Genomic DNA, 19,042 nt, shown 5'->3' with positions numbered 1-19,042 from the left:
GGGTCGGGTGCGCGGCGCGAACCGTGGTCAGTCGAGCAGGAACTCTGCGTCGCCGACCAGTGCGTTCACACCGGTCTGACGTGCACAGGTCATCTCGATCCGCACCCGGCGTCCGTCCTCGGCATCGAAGACGTCGACGATCTTCGCCGAGCACGTCAGTTCGTCACCGGGCCAGACCTTCTCGGCGAATCGCACCTTGAATCGGCGCAGGTTCTCCACCCCCAGCCAGTCGGTGACGTAGCTGGCGAGCAGGCCCGCCTGCAGCATGCCGACCGAGAACACCGACGGGAAACCGGTCTCCAGTGCATAGGACTCGTCGTGGTGAAGCGGGTGGAAGTCGCCGGATGCACCCTGGTACTTGACGAAGTCGGTGCGGGTCAGCGGCGGGTACGTCAGCGGCGGGGCCTGGTGGCCGATCACCGGTGTGGTCGTCACGGTAGTCATCATTTGCTCCCTTCCGAGTTGCCCGTGGTAGCGGTCTGGATGATGGTGCTGTTCTGGGTGGCCACCAACCGGCCGCTGTCGTCCCGGAACTCGGTGATCATCTTCGCGAACGTCATCACCCCACCGCGTTTGCCGGGCTTTTCGAAGCTCTCGCCGATGCGGGTGTCGGCCGTCAGGGTCTGTCCCGCGCGGGGCAGCGGACCGTGGAATACGTACTCCTCCTCGCCGTGGAGGATCCGGCGGCGGTCGAATCCGAGTTTGACGAAGCCCGACTGCTCGGCCGGTTCCCAGATCATCCGGCCGCTGGTCAGCATCGTCGGCGGGATCACCGGTTCGGTGCCGGTGTGGGCTGCGTCGTCGGTCATGACCGCCCGCGCGAACTCACGGATCTTGCTGTAGTCGAGGGGAAATTCGTAGCTCATTTGGTTGCTCCTTGCACCGGGGGGATTCCCGCGCGACGGGTTTCGACGGACCGGGGGAACGTGTCCGAACCCAGGACCGTCGCGAATTCGTCGACGTCCCACTGCCGGTCCGCGCGGACCTCGTGCGCGATCGAGTAGCCGGCGTACAGCCCGACGTATCCGCCGTAGACGCCGAAGGTCTGACCGGTGAAGTCACAGGACTCGGTGGCCAGGTAGGCGACCAGCGGGGAGATGTTCTTCGGGTTGTAGCGGTCGAAGACGTCTTCGTCGACCGGCTCACCGACGAGTTCGCTGATGCCGGGAGTGGCGGCGACCGGTGCGGTACGCGCCACGGGTGCAATCGCATTGGCACGAACCCCGAACTTGCCCAGCTCGCGGGAGGCGTTCACGACCTGGATGGCGAGGCCGGCCTTGCACGCCGAATAGTTCCACTGCCCGAAGTTGCCGTGCAGGCCGGAGCCGGAACTGGTGTTGACGATCGAGCGGTCCGCCGTGACGCCTTCCTTCGACCGGGCGCGCCAATAGCGTGCAGCGGCCTGGGTGGCCGAGAACGTGCCCTTCAAGTGTACGTTGACCACGGCATCGAAATCGCGTTCGGTCATGTTCCAGATCATCGCGTCGCGAATGATGCCGGCGTTGTTGACCAGTACGTGCAGATCACCGAAGGAGTCGACCGCGGCGTCGGTGAGCGCAGCGCCGACGGCCATGTCGCCGATGTTGCCTTCGACCGCCACGGCCTGACCGCCGTTCGCGAGAATTTCGGCGACCGTGCTGTGGGCGTCGGCGAGGTCGTTGCAGACCACCTTCGCTCCTTCGGCTGCCATCAGCAGGGCGTGCTCGCGGCCGATGCCGGCACCGGCGCCGGTGACGATCGCCACGCGTCCGTCCAATTGTCCCATTGTCTTGCCTTTCAAAAGAGGGTGCGGAACTGACCGGGGCTGGTCAGGAAACCTTTTCGTAGAGGGTGACGACCCCGGCCCCACCGAGCCCGAGGTTGTGCTGCAGGGCCACGGTCACGTCGTCGACCTGACGGGCGTCGGCGGTACCGCGCAGCTGCCAGACCAGTTCGGCGCACTGCGCGAGCCCGGTCGCACCGAGGGGATGGCCCTTCGAGAGCAGCCCGCCGCTGGGGTTGACCACCACGCGGCCGCCGTAGGTGTTGTCGCCGTCGAGGATGAACTTCTCCGAGCCGCCCTCCTCGACCAGGCCCAGCGCCTCGTAGCAGAGCACCTCGTTGATCGAGAAGCAGTCGTGCAGTTCCACGACCTTGATGTCGCGGGGATCGACACCCGCGGTTTCGTACACCTGGGCGGCTGCCGCCTTGGTGATGTCGGCACCGACGACCTTGAGCATGTCGTCGGCGGTGAACAGGTCGGGGAAATCCGTCGACAGGGCCTGCGCCGCGATCGCGACGGTCGGCGTGATGCCGTGCTTGCGGGCGAACTCGTCACTGCACACGATCGCCGCGCCGGCCCCGCACGTGGGCGGGCACGCCTGAAGACGGGTGAGCCCGCCGTACAGTGCGGGCGAGTCGAGGACCTCCTGCTCGGTGACCGGGTCCCGGAACACCGCGTACGGGTTGTTGGCGGCGTGTTTGCGGGACTTGACCGAGATCTTCGCGAACAGGTCCGGGGAAACACCGTAGCGCTTGCAGTACTCCTGCGTCGCGCCGCCGAAGAATTGCATGGCGTTGGACGGGTTGTCCCGGTCGACGCCGTACGTGCGGTCGAGCACCTCGAGGTGCCTGCCCATCGGAACGGGCCGATCGCCCCACGCGTTGAGCAGCGGTCCGGGCCGCATCTGTTCGAATCCGACGGCCAGGACACACTCGGCGGCACCGGACTCGACGACCTGCCGTGCCAGCCACAGCGCCGAAGATCCACTCGCACAGTTGTTGTTGACGTTGACGATCGGGATGCCGGTCATTCCGACGTTGTAGATCGCGCGCTGCCCGCTGGTCGAATCGCCGTAGACGTACCCGGCGAAGGCCTGTTCGATCGTCTCGTAACCGAGACCTGCATCCGACAGGGCGGCGCGGATCGCCTTCTCGCCCATGTCGAAGTAGTCCTCACTTTTTCCCGGTTTGGCGAACGGCACCATGCCGACGCCTGCGACCAAGACTCTGCGACTCATTTCTGTACTCCAGTTCGTTGGGGAGGTAGGGGTTTCACGTGTCAGAGCAGTTCGAGGATGGTGGCGTTGGCCATGCCCCCGCCTTCACACATCGACTGCAACCCGTAACGGAGGCCTTCGGCGCGCATGTGGTGGACCATCGTCGTCATCAGCCGCGCACCGGATCCGCCGACCGGGTGCCCGATTGCCATGGCCCCGCCGTTGGGGTTCATGCGGGCGTAGTCCGCGCCGGTCTCGCGCAGCCACGCCAGCGACACCGACGCGAACGCTTCGTTGATCTCGAAGGTGCCGATCTCGTCGAGCGTCAACCCGGACTTCTTCAGTGCGAGGGCCGTCGCCGGGATGGGGCCTTTGAGGATGGTCACCGGGTCGGTACCGGTGACCACCGCGGTGTGGATGCGAGCCATCGGACGCCACCCGTGCCTGCGGGCGATCTCGCTGGTGGTGACGAGCAGTGCGGCCGAGCCGTCGGACACCTGCGACGCGTTGCCCGCGGTGATGTCACTGTCTTCGGCGAACGGGGACGGCAGCGTCGCGAGCTTATCGAGGGTGCCTCCGCGGCGGATCCCTTCGTCGGTGTCGAAGATCCGCGTGCTGCCGTCGGCGTCGACGACCTCGATCGGAGCGATCTGGCCGGTGAACCGGCCCGCGTCGGTCGCGGCGGCCGCCCGGGCATGCGAATCCAGGCCGTGCCGATCCATCTCGGTGCGGGTGATGCCGTACTCGTCGGCGATCATCTGGGCGCCGCGGCCCTGGTCGTAGCGGTCGATGTTGTAGCGGCCGAGAACCTGCGGTCCGTAGATGGGTCCGTAGTCACCGGCGCGGGCGGCAGCGCCGAGGGGAACGACGCTCATCATTTCGACCCCGCCCGCGACGGCGATGTCGTACTGGCCCGAGATCACCCCGGCGGCCGCCTGGTGTACGGCCTGCTGCGAGGAACCGCATTGCCGGTCGACGGTGACTCCGGGGACGTGCTCGGGCCATCCCGCCGCCAGCACGGCCGAGCGGGCGATGCATCCGGCCTGCATGCCGAGTGTTCCCACACAGCCCCAGATGACGTCGTCGACGAGACCGGGTTTCAGTCCGGTGCGTTCGGTGAGGGCGCCGAGCACGTGCGCGGACACCGCCACCGCGTGCATCCGTGACAGGGCCCCGTCGCGCTTGCCGACCGGTGTGCGCACCGCGTCGACGATCACTGCATCACGCATGAATCCTCCTGCGGGGAGCATGGTTCGGGGTCTACAGACCCAGGTCCTTGGCGATGATGGTCTTCATGACCTCGCTGGTACCGCCGAAGATGCGGTTGACCCGCGCATCGGCGTACAGGCGGGCGATCGGGTATTCGAGCATGTAGCCGTAACCGCCGTGCAACTGCAGGCACTTGTCGATCACACGCCCACTCATTTCGGTGCAGAACAGCTTGATGCGGGCAGCATCCGCCGGGGTGAGTGCACCGGCCTCGTCGAGATCGAGTCCCCGGTCCACCAGTGCCTGCCCGGCGGCGACCTCGGCGGCGCACTCGGCGAGCACGAACTTGGTGTTCTGAAAATGTGCGACCGGCTTGCCGAACACTTGCCGTTCCCGCACGTATTCGCGTGCGAAGTCGATCGCCGCCGTCGCGGTGGAGACGGCGCCGACGCCGATCGACAGCCGCTCGCGGGGCAAGTTCTGACCCAGATAGGAGAAACCCTGATCCTGCTTGCCGAGAAGGTTTTCCACGGGCACCAACACGTCGGTGAAGGAGATCTCGTTGGTGTCGCTGGCCTTCATGCCGATCTTGTCGAGCTTGCGTCCGAATTCGAAGCCGGGGCTGTCCGTCGGTACGACGAGCAGGCTCAGGCCGAACCGGCGGTCGTCGTTGGGTGCGGAGGTGCGGGCCGCGACGACGCACAGTTCGGAATTGCGGATTCCGGTGATGAACGTCTTGGCGCCGTTCAGGACGTAATGGGTGCCGTCCTCGGACAGCCGGGCGGTGGTGCGGATGCCTGCCAGGTCCGAACCGGTGCCCGGTTCGGTCATCGCGATGCACAGCACCGTCTCGCCGGTGGCGACACCGGGAAGCCAGCGCTTCTTCTGCTCCTCGTTCGCCAGGCGCAGCAGGTAGGGCAGCACGATGCCGGTACTCACGGTGAAATGCCCGAGAGTGACTGCGGCGCGGGCGGTCTCCTCCTGCATGACGGCCTGGAATTTGAAACTCGTGGGCCCGGGCCCGCCGTACTCCTCGGGAATGTCGAAGCTCATGGCGCCCAACGCTCCGAGTTTGTGGAACAGTTCACGCGGAGCCTGGTTCGCCTTCTCCCAGTCGGGGTAGTACGGCGACACCTCCTTGGCGATGAAGGTGCGGATGGTGTCGCGGAATGCTTCGTGCTCTTCGGTGTAAACGGTGCGCTTCATCGTCTCTCCTGACGGGTTGGGCTGTTGGTTCGGTGCGGGATCAGACGCGGCCGGCGTCGACCACGAGGCACTGGCTGTTGACGTAGTCGGATTCGGGGGTGCACAGCAGGTAGACCGCCCCGGCAGCTTCGGTCGGGGTGCCGCCGCGCCCGAACGGGATCATCCTCGACGACATCGCCATTCGATCGGCGTTGATACCGACGCGGATATCGCGGCCGTCGATGTTCAGGGTGGTGTCGGTGTCGGCGGCGACCTCGGTCATCCGGGTGAGGATGAGACCGAAGGCCACCGCGTTCACGTTGACCTTGTAGCGGCCCCACTCCTTGGCGAGGGTCTTGGTGAGCCCGAGCAGGCCGGCCTTTGCCGCGCCGTAATTCGCTTGGCCCGCATTGCCGTAGAACCCGGACACCGAGGAGATGTTGACGACCTTGCGGTGATAGTCGGTGGGCGCGGACTTGATGAACGGCTGTGCCGCCCGCAGGATCCGGAACGGCGCCTTCAGGTTGACGTCCAGGATGGTGTCCCACTGTTCGTCGGTCATCTTCTGGATCACCGAGTCCCACGTGTAGCCGGCGTTGTTGACGATGATGTCGAGACCGCCGAACGTGTCGACCGCGGTCTCGACGAATCGCTCGGCGAACCCGTCGTCGGACACCGATCCGGTGCAGGCAACGGCACGGCCGCCGGCCGCGGCGATCTCGTCCACCGTCTGCGCGGCCGGTTCCGGATCGAGGTCGTTGACCACCACCGCCGCGCCCTCGCGGGCCAGCTTCAGGGCGATCTCACGTCCGATGCCGCGTCCCGAACCCGATACGAGGGCGGTCTTGCCGCTGAGTGTTCCCATCGTGATGCCTTCCAAGAAGTCTGTCTGAATATTCCGACTCACGCTTGATCCGTTCGGCCATAAACCGGCTTCTTACTGGTGTTATGCCCAAGATAGGGATGCGGATCAATTCGATGTCTTCGGTTACTGATTATTCACATTGCCTCGGTTGTGCGCGCTTGTCAACCCCCGCACGGCGCGCTTGTCCCGTTCCGGGTTCGCGAAGACGAGAGCGCCGAGCGCGAAGACCAGCGCGACCACTCCGAAGACCTGGAACGCGGTCGCGTATCCCGCTGCCGGGCTGTCCGCCGCGTCGACGATCAGTCCGGTGATGTAAGGCCCCACCAGTCCGCCGATCCCCATCATCGCCATGAACACCCCGAGGGTGCCCGCCGTCTGGCGCGGCGGGCACAACTCCGTGATGGTCGCGATGATCAGCGGGTAACCCGAGGCGAGGAAGCCGTAGCCGACCGACACGATGAGAACGGCGAGTGCGGGCACACCGACGTAGGGCAGTGTCACCAGAATCGCCGCGCTGATCATCACGCCGGCCACGGGAATGATGATCCGCACCGTTCGGGACGTCGCGCCGCGGGAGGTCAGCCGGTCACCGGTTGCGCCCAGCACCAGCATGAGGGTCAGACCCGCGATGCTGGGGAACGCGAACATCGACCCGGCCTGCAACCTGCTGTAGCCCAGTGCTACCTCGAAATACGACGGGAGCCACGTCAGAACGATCGCGACCAACGCGTAGATGGCCATGATCAGCAGCACGCAACTGAGGAAGGTCGGGGTCCGGAAGATGCGGATCCACGGCACCGCGGGCTCGTCTGCAGCGGTGCCGGACTCGGTGCCGGCATGCCCATTCCCGCTTCGGATGTGGGGCCCCTCGGACCACGTCGACAACCACAGCACGCACCACAGCACTCCGAGGACGGCGAGGCAGACCAACGCGGCCCGCCAGCCCCAGGACACGGTGACGAAAGCCAATGCCGGCGCGACGACGATCTTCGCCAGCGAGGCGGAACCGGCGAGCAGAGCACCCGGCAAGGCCCGCTTCGCGGGTGGATGCCACGAGAAGGTCGCGGTGTGCGTCAGCGGGCCGCTCGGTCCTTCCGACAGTCCCAGTAGAAGTCGGCTGGCCAGCAGCACCGTGAAACTGGCAGTGAACACCATCGGCAGCATCGCCGCCGACCAGGCCAACGCCAGCACGGCAAGGGCCCACCGCAGCGACAGCAGCGTGTTCACCGCGCCGGAGAAGAAGCCGCCGATGGTGAAGGTGAAGAAGAACAGGCTGCCGACGAGACCGATCTGCGCCGCCGCCAGGTTCAACTCCTTGGCGAGCGGCTGCGCGATGATCCCGAGAACAGCCTTGTCGCTCCAGTTGACCACCGTCAGCAACACGAGCAGGGAGGTGAAACCCCAAGCCCGCATCGGACGATCGGAAGTGCTCGAATGTGTCGGCAATGGGTGTCGAGAAGTGTTCTCGCGTGTTGTCACCGTAAATCCCTTTCGGAAAATTGACGAGCATGCTTACGGGTTGAGACAGGAGTCGAGCCGAGCACGAAGGGCGTGACTGCACCGGCGTCGGTGCGCGGGAGCCCTGCATCCGACCGCACTCGGGGAACGCGTCCAGGACCGCTCCGACCGCGCAAGACTGCAGTCTTTGGTTGCCCGAAATTCTTGCGCCGGCGGCGTGGATACATGGTAATCCCAGATATATAGGCGATCTTGCGCACTTTCGGGTCGGGACGGCCGCGATCGTGTAGCTCGATGTAGTTATTGCAGATTCACATTCGATCATTTGGGGCAAAGTGTCAAGAGTCACTTCGCCCCGCTGTTGACGAGACCCTCCCGGGGACCGAAGTTCGCAGTCGTCAAATGACAAAAAGGCGTCGTCACATGGCAAGACTTCTGAGAGCTGCGCCACATACCGTTTGGGGTATCTCGACGAGCCGCCCTTCGAGCGGCGCACCAGGAACGGATGAGCCCATGCGCGCAGTTGTCATGCAGGACAGCGATCTCGACGTCACCGACATCCCGATACCGGAGCCCCACTCCGGGGAGGTTCTGGTCAAGACGCTGGCCAACGGAATCTGTGGATCGGATCTGCACTGCGTCAGTCATGGACCGGAGTTCGTGGCCGGCGTGAAGGCTGTCACCGGCAGTGATCTGCTGGATGTCAGCAGACCGGTCGTCCTCGGGCACGAGTTCTGCGCCGAGATCGTCGCGCACGGACCGGGCACCCAGGGGATCCTGGCGCCCGGCACCCGGGTGGTGTCTCCACCTCTACTGCTCCGCGAAGTCCCCACCCAGCTCGGCTTCGGTGGAATCGACACCCCGGGCGGCTATGCCGAGTACATGGTGCTGTCCGAGGCACTGCTGATGCCGGTGCCCGACGCCCTCGACACCGCCACGGCGTCGTTGACCGAGCCCCTCGCCGTGGCGCTGCACGCGGTCAATCGCGGCGCGGTCGGCGCCGACGACGTCCCCCTGGTGATCGGCTGCGGTCCGATCGGCCTCGCGACGATCGCGGTGCTGAAGATGCGCGGCGCCGGGCCGATCGTCGCTGCAGACTTCTCCCCGGCCCGCCGCGCTCTCGCCGCGAAACTCGGCGCCGACGTCGTGGTGGACCCGCGGGAGTCGTCACCGTACGAGTCGTGGCACCAGGTCGCGGCGACCTCCGACCCGGCGCGGGTCGGCCGCCGGACGGCACTGTTTCCCGAGCTGTCCGTGCGGCCCTCGGTCGTGTTCGAGTGCGTCGGCGTTCCCGGGGTCATCCAGCAGATCCTGGCCGGCGCGTCCGCGTGCTCGCGGGTCGTCGTCGCCGGATTGTGCATGCAGGAGGACCGCTTCCAGCCGACCTTCGGCGTGCTGAAGGAGATCGACCTGATCTTCTCGATCTATTACACGGTCGACGAATTCGCCGAAACCCTGGCATATCTCGCCGCCGGCGAGCTCCAGGTCGATCCGTTGATCACGCGCAGCGTCGGCCTCGGCGAGGTCCGGCAGGCGTACGCAGATCTGGCCGACCCGGAGAGGGACGCCAAGATCATCATCGACCCCACCCTGGGCTGACATCCCGCCCGACACCCCCGTTCCGGCGCACCCTCGCCGGAAACGTTCCGCCATCCGAACCCCATTCGGGGTCTCACATCGACAACAGGAGACTCGACATGACCGCCCAGCCCTTCACGAAGGCACCCGTGTTCTCACTCCCCCAGGACGAACTGCTCACCCTCAACGCCGCGGACATTCCCGTCATCAAGGACGCGCTCGCCCCCGGTGTCAACTACCAGCCGCTGTTCCTCGATCCCGAGGTCGGGATCTGGGTGGTGCTGGCGCATTTCGCCCCCGGCGCCGAACTGCCCGTGCACCTGCACACCGGCGCCGTGCACGGCTACACCCTGTCCGGTAAGTGGGCGTACCGCGAGTACCCCGATCAGCCGCAGACGGCGGGCAGCTACCTCTACGAGCCCGGGTCGTCGATCCACCAGTTCTACGCCCCCGAGGACAACACCGACGACACCGTCGTCCTGTTCATCGTCTACGGCGCGAACATCAACTTCACCCCGGAGGGCCAATTCCACTCCGTCCTCGACGCCATCACCATCAAGACACTGACCGAACAACTCTCGGAGGCGCAGGGCCTCGGCAAGGTCAACTACCTCACCGGCGGCAGCGCCCGCTACACCGCCAACTAGTTTCACCCCGAAACACGAAAGGGGTTGCCGGCATGACCGCAACCATCCCCCGCCCCGCACCGGCACTGCCGGGCAAGGTCTTCATCACCGGCGCAAACGGATTCATCGGCGCCGCCCTCGCGCGGCGGATGCGGGCACTCGGCGTCGAAGTCACCGGCGTCGACCTGACAGCCGACCCGGCCAACGGGATCGTCGCGGGAAACACCACCGACCCCGACTCCTGGTCCGCCGCCCTCCACGGCGTCGACGTGGTGATCCATACCGCGGCGCTCGTGTCGAATGTGGCCTCCCTCGAGGATGCGTGGACGGTCAACGTGCTGGGAACGCGGCGGGTGCTCGACGCCGCCATCGGTGCCGGCGTGCGCCGATTCGTCCACCTGTCGTCGATCGCCGCGTACGGCTTCGCCTACCCGGACGGGGTGGACGAGAAGTACCCGGTTCACGTCAACGGGCACAGTTACACCGACACGAAAGTGAACTCCGAGGCCGTCGTGCTGACCGCGCACGCCGCCGGCGAAATCGACTGCACCGTCATCCGGCCCGGGGATGTGTACGGGCCGGAGTCTCGCCCCTGGGTGATCCTCATCCTGCAGATGCTCGCCGCCCGGCAGCTGATCCTGCCGAACGGCGGAAAGGGAACGTTCACACCGGTCTACATCGACAACCTCGTCGACGGCATACTGCTGGCGATCGCCTCCGACGCCGCTGCCGGGCAGATCTTCAACATCACCGACGGCGACGGCATGAGCTGCGCGCAATACTTCGGCCGGCTGGCCCGGATGACCGGCGGTCCTGTCCGCACCCTGCCTGCCGGACTCGCCATCGCCCTTGCGAGCACCGTCGGTGCGATCCAGCGGCGGCTGGGCCGGCCCAGCGAGCTGAGCCCGGGAACCATGCTGATGCTCAACCGGCCCGGCGCCTACTCCATCGACAAGGCCCGCACGGTCCTCGGCTACGAACCGCTGGTGTCGTTCGACGAGGGAATGACGCGGGTCGAGGCCTGGGCCCGAGAGGAGGGCCTGATACCCGCCTGAAGTCACCCCCGCGCCGTCGAAAAGCAGCCGTGCACTTGACTGGGCGCGGCTACTTTTTGACAATTGACGACTATGGTCGACCTCATCCGAGCATCGGCGCTGGCGAACTTCGGGGATCTTGTCACCGACTTGGGCGGCGACCCCGACGCGGTGCTGCTCGCGCACGGGGTCGACCCTGTCGTCGCCGGCGACCACGAACGCTTCCTCACCTATACCGCGGTCGCCACCGTCATCGGCGGCGCAGCGAAAGAACTGGGCCACCCCGACTTCGGGTTGCAGCTGGCGCGCCGTCAGAGCATCGACATCCTCGGCCCCATCGCGGTCATCGCCCGCCACGCCGACACGGTGGCCGACGCGCTCGACGGTGTGTCCCGCTATCTGCACACCTACAGCCCCTCCATTGCCACCGAACTGCGGCGGGATGCGGCGGCCTCGGAGTTCACCTTCACCGTGTTGCTTCGCCAGCTACCGCACCGGGACCTGATGGTCGAACTCAGTCTCGGTATCGGACTCGGGGCACTCCGGCTGCTCGTCGCCCCGGACTTCGTACCACTCCGGGTCACCGTGCAGCACGCACGATCCGCAGAGCCGGAAGCCTACGAGAAGTTGTTCGGTTGCCCGATCGAGTTCGAGGGCACGCAGAACTGCCTGACATTGCCCAATAGTGCACTGAACCAGCGAATTCACGGTTCGGACTCCGCGGCCCGCGCTCTCGCCGAGAAATACCTGGCACCGATACGTCCCGATCTCGCCGTCGCCGACCACGTGCACGACCTGATCCAGCGGCTCCTGCCGCTCAACCAGGCGAGCCTCGTCCACGTCGCCCGGGAGATGTCGCTCCATCCCAGGGTGCTCCAACGCCGCCTCGCCGAATCGGACACCACATTCGAGGCCATCCTCGACGACATCCGACGCACCTCCGCACAACGCCTGTCCGCCACCGGGCTCCAGGTAGCCCAGATCGCACGCATGCTGGGCTACACCGAACAGAGTAGTTACACCCGCGCCTGTCAACGCTGGTTCGGGCAGTCCCCACGCCAACTGATCTCGGCCCTGACGCCCGGACCGTGACGCGGTCCAGACGCTCGGCCGTGAGTACCGGCTCGGCAATCACTGCTGCATCCCAACGCGACCCATCAGTCCGGCCGATCACTCGGGGAGGCATTTGGTCTTGGACGCATGCCCCGCGATCACCGAGTGTGAATGTACGTGCCACACGCGCGTCACGGACGATTCACAGGAGGAACAATGGGGCCGCTCGACGGAATCAACGTGCTCGATCTCGGCGGGGTACTGTCCGTCCCCTACGCGGCCACTCTGCTCGCCGAACTCGGAGCGGACGTGATCAAGGTCGAGAGTCGCGACGGCGACCAGCTTCGTGGAAATCATCCGATGCACTGTGGCATGTCTGCGATGTACTACAACGCCAATCGCGGCAAACGCGGAATCGTGCTCGACCTGAAATCGGACGAGGGTATCCGGGCCGTTCACGCTTTGATCGCGAAGGCCGATGTGGTGATGGAAAATTGGCGTCCAGGTGTCGCCGAACGGCTGGGCCTCGGATTCGACGAGCTTCGTGCCCGGCATCCGGCGCTGATCACAGCATCGGTGCGGGGCTTCGGGTCGGCGGGCCCCTATGCCGGACAACGCGTGTACGACCCGATCATTCAGGGTGTGTCGTCGATGGCCTCCACGCAGGACGAAGACACTCCCCAGCTGGTGACGAACCTTCTCCCCGACAAGCTGACATCGATGTCGCTGGCACAGGGCATCCTCGCGGCCCTCGTCCAGCGTGGCCGCACCGGCCGGGGCGACCACGTCGAAGTCACCATGCTGGACACCGCGATCTCCTTTCTCTGGCCGGACATGATGCAGGCCGACACATTCGTCGACGCACCGCCCCCCGCGGGTAAGGTCGAACGAAACACTCGGGTGGCGCAGATCCTGCGCGCCGGTGACGGCAAGTGGCTGATTTGCACGGCCACCACCAACTCGCAATGGGCACAGCTCTGTCGGACGATCGGGCAGCCGGAGTGGATCGAGAAGTTCCCCGGACTGGACGATCGCCGCGAAGCACGCACAACGATCAACGATCAGCTGACCGCGATGTTCCAGGATTCGACTCGCGACCAGGTGCTGACACTGTTTTCGGACGCCGACATTCCCTGCGGGCCGCTCAACACCGTCGAGGAGATGCTGACCGATCCCCAGGTGCAGGCCAACGACGTCATCCGTGAGGTCGAGCGACCGGGCCTGGGGATCGTGCGTGAACCCGCACCGCACGTCCGAATCGGGACGGAGCCTTGGCAACCGACCCGCCTCGGAGCACCACGTCTCGGCGAGCACACCGAGGAAGTGCTCGCCGAACTCGGGCTGAACGTCTCGTGACGGCCCCTGCCTCGAGCAGGGAAAGCCTCTCGACCGGATGCGGACGATCGTGACCGGTGGTCTCGATGTCGACGCGCGGACCACGCCGGATCACGCGTCCCCACGGAGACCTGCCTGGGTACTCCTGATCGCATCGTTCACGGCGTTCCTCGGCGGTTTCAACCAGAGCGCTCTGAACGTCGTGCTGCCGGTGATCGCCGGCGACCTCCGGCCGAGTGCGGTGGCGACCAGTTGGATCCTGCTGGCCTACCTGGTGACGATGTGCTCGTTGCTGGTGGTGTTCGGCCGGATCGGCGATCTGGTCGGCCGCCGGCGTCTCTTCCTGTCGGGAGTGGGCCTGTTCGCACTGTCGAGTGCGGTGTCGGCCGCGGCGCCGACGGCCGGAATACTGATCGTGGGACGCGGTTTTCAGGGCGCGGGCGCCGCGATGATGTTCGCCACCGGCGCCGCTCTCATCGCCTCCGCATATCCGCCGAAACAACTCGGCGGGGCAATGGGGGTGTACTTCGCGGTCAATTCGCTCGCTCAGTTCCTCGGACCCGTCATCGGTGGCGTCATCGCGGCGCAGCTGGGATGGCACTGGGTCCTGTGGCCGAATGTCGCGGTCGCCGTTTGCACCGTGGCCACCGGTTTCTTCGTGCTCCCACGCGATGCGCCGAAATCTTCCGGACAGCGGCTCGACCTGCTCGGCGCCGGACTGAGCATCGGCGCCATCACCACCGCCATCACGGCGCTGAGCCTCGGGAGCGGAACGGGCTGGACGGATCTGCGAATCGTCGGACTGTTCAGCGCCTCCGCGAGCAGCGCCGTTGCCTTCGTCTGGTGGGAACGGCGAGCGGAGTCTCCGCTGGTAGACCTCTCGTTGTTCGCCGAGCGGATATTTCGCTGGGCGAATGCATCGAGCTTCCTGAACTGCGCGGCGCGGTTCCCCCTTGTCCTGCTCATCGCACTGATGTTTCAGACCGTGCACTCCTCCGGTGCCGCGATCGGCGGCCTCGCGGTCGTGCCGGTCTCGATCGGCACAATGCTCGCCTCGCTGAGCTACCGCCTGCTCGAGCGTCGATTCGGCGCCTACCTGCTCGGAATCGTCGGCTCTCTCATGACCGGTCTCGGAATCCTGATCGTCCTGCTGTCCGTCACGGCTCACCCGTATGCGCTGTTCGCGGGGTGCGGTGGGCTGATTACGGGAGCAGGCGCCGGAATCCTTGTCGTTGCCAACGGCGCGACCATCCTGCGCCGCTGTGATCAGGCCGCGCTCGGTTCGGTCAGCGGCATCCGATCTCTCGTCCAGATGCTCGGCAACACGGTCGGAACCTCACTGTGTCTGGCGGTGGTGACGGCACCCCTCACGGGTGGCGACAGGTCCGCGATCTTCGGCGGCCACGCCGATTCGCTCGACCCGGCAGCCTTCGGAGACCTTCGTCAAGGCTTTCATGCCGCATTCGGCCTGCTCGCGGTTCTGGCTCTCGTCGGAGCCGTGGCCGCCGCGCGTGCGCGCGACGGCCACCGGAGGCGGAGGGCGAAATTCACGAGAAGCCCGGCCCGTGAGGACGGGCCGGGCACCCCACTCGGAATCGGTTGAACCTCCCGACCGAGGGTGCTCGACTGGCCAGGATTGCCACGAATCCGACGTTCGCGGACATCGGCAACGGATTCATCGGTCACGCTCGTCGGGAGGCGGTTCGCGGATCACGTCGGTCCTCGCAGCCGTCGCGAGCGTGACGAAAGCACGGGCAGCCGGTGACAGCGGACCCGAGCGGAAGACGAGACCGAAGTCATGGCCAAGCTCCGGCTCCGTTCGCACCACCCGCACCCCGCGCCGCTCGGAGCGCCGGGCTTCCGGCTCCGTGAGGAAGGCGGCACCGGCACCGGCCGCAACAAGGAGATACACGTTGTGCTCGTGCTCGACCTCCACTACCACCCGTGGCGTGAATCCTCTCTCGGCACAGACGCGTTCGACCTCGTCACGGACAGCGGTCCCCCTCGGACCCGCCACCAACGGCAGATCGGCGAGACCATCGATCGGGAAGTTCACGGACTGGGTGCGGGAAGCCTCTGGAGGCAGACCCAGCAGGAGACGGCGCCGGCCGAGGCCATACGTCGACAGCTTGTCGTCGTCAGCGGGGAGGTAGTCGACACCTACCTCGCATCGGGCGTTCCTCAGGAGGCTCTCGACGTCGGCGTTCGGCCCCGGATCGATCAGGTTCACCCACACTCCGGGATAACGCGCCCGAAAGCGCGCCACGAGTGAGACGAGCGGTTCGACCGCGAGGTCCGGCGGGCTCGCCACGTCGAGCCAGCCCTGTTCCAACGTGGCGATCCCCCGCACGACATTGTCCGCGTGCTGCGACGACTGCATGACCTGCCGGGCCGGCCCCAGAAGCGCCACACCGGCGTCGGTCAACTCCATTCCGCGCGGCACACGTCGGAACAGTTCGACACCCAGCTCGCTCTCCAGACCCCGCAGCGACTGCGACAAGGCCGGCTGGGCGACGAAGAGAACCTCAGCCGCCCTGGTGACGCTGCCGTGCTCGACCACTGCGAGGAAATACCGAAGCTGACGTGAGTCCACTGCCCGAGAGTAGCCAATGAATCCGGACGATAGGCTGGTGCACGCGAGAAGCACACGCGCTTCGCGTCCGGAGCGGTCGACCGTCCCGGGGGCCACGGCAGTGACGAGGTGGGCATGGAGTTCCGGCAGGCCGAGCACTTCCTCGCCGTGGTCGAGCACGGTGGTGTCGTCCGCGCCGCCGCCGCCCTCCACCTCGCGCAGCCGTCACTGTCCCAGTCCATCCGCGTCCTCGAACGTGAAATGGGCACGCCCCTTTTCCACCGGGTCGGCCGCGGGTTGGTCCCTACACCCGTCGGCGCTGCGCTGGTGGATCCGGCCCGGCAACTCCTCAGGGATGTGGCCACCGCGCAAGCCTCCGTCGCCGAACTCTCCGGGCTTCACGGCGGACACGTGGACCTCGGCGCCACCGCGGGCCCCTCCGAGTCGCCGCTTCCCCATCTGATCGGCGAACTCCGGCTCGCCTACCCCACCGTGAGCGTCCGCCTCAGCGAGTTCGAATCCGAGGCGGATGTCGCGCGCGCAGTCCGCGACGGTAGCGTCGAACTGGGTTTCGGCTACCTCGACGCCGCCGACACCGCCGAGAGGACCGCGTTCCGCCTCGAGTCCCACCAATTGCAAACGGACGAACTGTGTGTCGCGCTCCGACAGGAGACCGCCGACGCCTTGCCCGATCCTCTGCCCTTCGCACTTCTTCCCGATCTGCCGGTCATCGCCGTCACCAGCGGTGCGCTCGGTCGAGTCACCATCGAGGCCGCGTTGCGACGGGCTTCTCGGCGCACGAAACTGGGTGCGGTCACGGCGCACCGGCAGGCGGTGGTTCCGCTGGTCGCCGCGGGTGTCGGCATGGCGTGGACCACCGCCGCCGTCGTCGCCAACTCCGGGGAGCCCGGTGTCGTTCCCCGGGCGATGGAACCACCGGTACTCGTCGACCTGGCGATCATGCATCGACCGGGCGTGCTGTCGCCGGCGGCGCGTGCGCTCCTCGAGATTGCTTTACGGTGGCGTGACCGGCAGGTCTGAGGCCGCCGCACTCCGGTGTCAGTTGAAGGTCTTGCCTTCCTTCGCCAATCGCGTCAGCAGGGGTGCGGGTTCGATGCCCGCGTCGAACGTCCGCAGAGCGTCCTCGACCGTGGCGAGCCCGACGGTGTCGGCGTAGAACATCGGCCCGCCGCGATGCCGGGGGAAGCCGTATCCCGCCAGATACACCACGTCGATGTCGGAGGCGCGCAACGCGATTCCCTCGTCGAGAATTCTGGCGCCCTCGTCGACGAGCGCGAAGACCAGTCGTTGCACGATCTCCTCGGGAGAGAATTCCTGCCGCCGAGTGCCCTTCTCCCGGTGGTAGGCCTCGAGCACTTCCGCCACGACGGGGCTCGGGATGGCGTTACGACGACCGGGCTCGTAGTCGTACCATCCGGCTCCCGCCTTCTGCCCGAATCTTCCCATCTCGCACAGCCGGTCCGAAATCTCGTCTCGCGGCATGTCCGGGTTCTCGGCGTAGCGGCGCTTGCGGATCGCCCACCCGATGTCGCCGCCGGCCAGGTCGCCTACCCGGAACGGTCCCATCGCGTACCCGAAACCCTCGATGGCGGAGTCGATCTGTTCCGGGGACGCTCCCGCCTCGAGAAGAACGTTGGCGGCCCGCCGATACCGGGCCAGCATCCGATTGCCGATGAACCCGTCGCACACTCCGGACACGACCGTGACCTTGCCGATCCGCTGCCCGACGTCCGACGCGGTCGCGAGAACCTCGTCGGCGGTCTTGTCTGCGCGCACGATCTCGAGCAAGGTCATCACGTTCGCGGGGCTGAAGAAGTGCATCCCGACGACATCGGCAGGCCTGGACGTAAATTCGGCGATGGTGTCGACGTCGAGCGTCGACGTGTTGGACGCGAGAATCGCACCGGGCTTCAGCACCTGGTCCAGATTGGTGAATACCGCACGCTTGACGTCCATGTCCTCGAACACGGCCTCGATGGCCAGGTCGCAGTCCGCGAGATCGGCGTAGTCGACGGTGGGGCGGAGCAGCCCCATGCGCGTCTCCATGGCCTCGGGGGTCAGCTTCCCTTTGTCCACCTGTGCCTGATAGTTGCGGCGAATCGTGGCGAGACCGCGGTCGAGCGGTTCCTGCGCGGTCTCGAGCACGGTGACCGGGATACCTGCGTTGAGGAAGTTCATGGCGATGCCACCGCCCATGGTGCCGGCACCGACCACCGCCACCTTCTGCACCGGCCGGGCCGCCGTGTCGGCGGCAAGCCCCGGAATTTTCCGGGCGGTCCGTTCCGCGAAGAACGCATGCCGCAGCGCTGCCGACTGATCGCCGCCCACCAATTGGAGGAACGCGGTGTGCTCGGCGTCGAGGCCCTCGGCGAATGAGACGGAGCGTGCCTTCTCGACGAGGTCGAGCGCAACCAGCGGGGCGGCGAACCCGCGGCTCCGCTTGGTCAGCTGCGCGCGCAACGCTCCGAGGTCCTCGCTCCCGGCCACCTCGAGGTCCCGGATCCGCGGACGCTTACCCGACGGAACCGTCTCGTCGGCGAACTGCATTGCAGCGATTACGGTATCGGAATCGACCACACGATCGAACAACCGCTGACCCGGTTCGGCGGCCAGCGCACCGGCCGTGCGGGGCGATCCACCGGTGATCATGTCGGCCGCGGTCCGCACCTTCAACACCCGAGGCAGTCGCTGTGTGCCACCGGCGCCGGGCACCAACCCCAGCTTCACCTCCGGCAGGCCGACTTTCGCGGACTTCGCCGCGACCCGGTAGTGGGCGCCCAGCGCGAGTTCGAGACCACCGCCGAAACACGTCCCCTCCAGGGCCGCGACAACCGGTTTGGTCGAATCCTCCAGCGCCTCGATCACTGTGCGCAGCGACGGCTCTGTCGAGGACTTGGATGTGCCGAATTCCGAGATGTCGGCACCGGCGGAGAAGAACTTACCGTTGCCGGTCAACACGATCGACTCGACCTCGGGGGCGTCGAGAGCGCGCGTGAGGTCACGCAGGATCCCCTGCCTGGTCGAGAGTCCGAGTCCGTTCACCGGCGGATTGTCGAGGCGGATGATCGCGACGCTGCCGGCGACGCTGTACTGGGTGGACATGAAAACCTTTCGAGAAGAAGGAAACG

The 19,042-nt window shown here is 66.4% G+C and carries 17 protein-coding genes; 7 read left to right on the top strand and 10 right to left on the bottom strand.

Going from position 1 to position 19,042, the window contains the following annotated elements; translation table 11 throughout:
* Window positions 1-27: 27 nt before the first annotated feature.
* The 8 genes from JWS13_RS29615 to JWS13_RS29580 form a co-directional block, all read right to left on the bottom strand.
* Window positions 28-444 carry a MaoC/PaaZ C-terminal domain-containing protein gene (locus tag JWS13_RS29615; protein ID WP_206008957.1) on the bottom strand — a complete coding sequence of 139 codons (417 nt, stop codon included), beginning with the start codon at window positions 442-444 and terminating at the stop codon, window positions 28-30.
* Window positions 444-866 (bottom strand): FAS1-like dehydratase domain-containing protein, encoded by a 423-nt coding sequence (locus JWS13_RS29610; RefSeq protein WP_206008956.1) that lies wholly within the window; start codon window positions 864-866, stop codon window positions 444-446. The genes JWS13_RS29615 and JWS13_RS29610 overlap by 1 nt, the downstream gene beginning before the upstream one ends.
* A complete protein-coding gene (locus tag JWS13_RS29605; RefSeq protein WP_206008955.1) occupies window positions 863-1,765 on the bottom strand; it encodes an SDR family NAD(P)-dependent oxidoreductase in 903 nt (300 codons plus the stop codon). The genes JWS13_RS29610 and JWS13_RS29605 overlap by 4 nt, the downstream gene beginning before the upstream one ends.
* Window positions 1,766-1,808: 43 nt before the next feature.
* Complete coding sequence (locus tag JWS13_RS29600) at window positions 1,809-2,999, bottom strand: lipid-transfer protein (protein ID WP_206008954.1); 1,191 nt, start codon at window positions 2,997-2,999, stop codon at window positions 1,809-1,811.
* A gap of 41 nt (window positions 3,000-3,040) precedes the next feature.
* The gene (locus tag JWS13_RS29595; RefSeq protein ID WP_206008953.1) at window positions 3,041-4,207 is read right to left on the bottom strand and encodes a thiolase family protein; all 1,167 of its coding nucleotides are present in this window, start codon (window positions 4,205-4,207) and stop codon (window positions 3,041-3,043) included.
* Window positions 4,208-4,238: 31 nt separating this feature from the next.
* Window positions 4,239-5,393, bottom strand: coding sequence for an acyl-CoA dehydrogenase family protein (locus JWS13_RS29590; protein WP_206008952.1), 1,155 nt, complete (start codon window positions 5,391-5,393; stop codon window positions 4,239-4,241).
* A gap of 40 nt (window positions 5,394-5,433) precedes the next feature.
* The gene (locus JWS13_RS29585) at window positions 5,434-6,237 is read right to left on the bottom strand and encodes an SDR family NAD(P)-dependent oxidoreductase (protein WP_206008951.1); all 804 of its coding nucleotides are present in this window, start codon (window positions 6,235-6,237) and stop codon (window positions 5,434-5,436) included.
* 123 nt (window positions 6,238-6,360) lie between these two features.
* A complete protein-coding gene (locus JWS13_RS29580; RefSeq protein ID WP_206008950.1) occupies window positions 6,361-7,650 on the bottom strand; it encodes an MFS transporter in 1,290 nt (429 codons plus the stop codon).
* A gap of 558 nt (window positions 7,651-8,208) precedes the next feature.
* Here JWS13_RS29580 and JWS13_RS29575 point away from each other — a divergent pair.
* The 6 genes from JWS13_RS29575 (at window position 8,209) to JWS13_RS29550 (ending at window position 14,924) form a co-directional block, all read left to right on the top strand.
* Complete coding sequence (locus JWS13_RS29575; RefSeq protein WP_206008949.1) at window positions 8,209-9,294, top strand: zinc-binding dehydrogenase; 1,086 nt, start codon at window positions 8,209-8,211, stop codon at window positions 9,292-9,294.
* A gap of 98 nt (window positions 9,295-9,392) precedes the next feature.
* Window positions 9,393-9,920 carry a 2,4'-dihydroxyacetophenone dioxygenase family protein gene (locus JWS13_RS29570; protein ID WP_206008948.1) on the top strand — a complete coding sequence of 176 codons (528 nt, stop codon included), beginning with the start codon at window positions 9,393-9,395 and terminating at the stop codon, window positions 9,918-9,920.
* Between the two features lie 32 nt (window positions 9,921-9,952).
* Entirely contained in the window at window positions 9,953-10,954 is a 1,002-nt protein-coding gene (locus tag JWS13_RS29565; protein ID WP_206008947.1) for an NAD-dependent epimerase/dehydratase family protein, read from the top strand.
* A 72-nt stretch (window positions 10,955-11,026) separates the two neighbouring features.
* Window positions 11,027-12,025, top strand: a complete 999-nt coding sequence (locus tag JWS13_RS29560; protein ID WP_206008946.1) for an AraC family transcriptional regulator — start codon at window positions 11,027-11,029, stop codon at window positions 12,023-12,025.
* Between the two features lie 177 nt (window positions 12,026-12,202).
* On the top strand, window positions 12,203-13,342 hold the full coding sequence (locus JWS13_RS29555; protein ID WP_206008945.1) for a CaiB/BaiF CoA transferase family protein: 1,140 nt from the start codon (window positions 12,203-12,205) through the stop codon (window positions 13,340-13,342).
* Window positions 13,343-13,379: 37 nt separating this feature from the next.
* Complete coding sequence (locus JWS13_RS29550; RefSeq protein ID WP_206008944.1) at window positions 13,380-14,924, top strand: MFS transporter; 1,545 nt, start codon at window positions 13,380-13,382, stop codon at window positions 14,922-14,924.
* Between the two features lie 72 nt (window positions 14,925-14,996).
* Here JWS13_RS29550 and JWS13_RS29545 read toward each other — a convergent pair whose 3' ends face one another.
* Complete coding sequence (locus JWS13_RS29545) at window positions 14,997-16,073, bottom strand: LysR family transcriptional regulator (RefSeq protein WP_206008943.1); 1,077 nt, start codon at window positions 16,071-16,073, stop codon at window positions 14,997-14,999.
* On the opposite strand from JWS13_RS29545, the gene JWS13_RS29540 reads away from it, so the two are divergent.
* Window positions 16,029-16,934, top strand: a complete 906-nt coding sequence (locus tag JWS13_RS29540; protein WP_241032385.1) for a LysR family transcriptional regulator — start codon at window positions 16,029-16,031, stop codon at window positions 16,932-16,934. The genes JWS13_RS29545 and JWS13_RS29540 overlap by 45 nt on opposite strands.
* A gap of 18 nt (window positions 16,935-16,952) precedes the next feature.
* On the opposite strand, the gene JWS13_RS29535 is transcribed toward JWS13_RS29540, so the two are convergent.
* Window positions 16,953-19,016 carry a 3-hydroxyacyl-CoA dehydrogenase NAD-binding domain-containing protein gene (locus JWS13_RS29535; protein WP_206008941.1) on the bottom strand — a complete coding sequence of 688 codons (2,064 nt, stop codon included), beginning with the start codon at window positions 19,014-19,016 and terminating at the stop codon, window positions 16,953-16,955.
* Window positions 19,017-19,042 lie beyond the last annotated feature (26 nt).

The organism is Rhodococcus pseudokoreensis (genome assembly GCF_017068395.1).
Taxonomy (GTDB): domain Bacteria; phylum Actinomycetota; class Actinomycetes; order Mycobacteriales; family Mycobacteriaceae; genus Rhodococcus_F; species Rhodococcus_F pseudokoreensis.
This window is presented reverse-complemented; position numbering and strand designations above follow the sequence as displayed.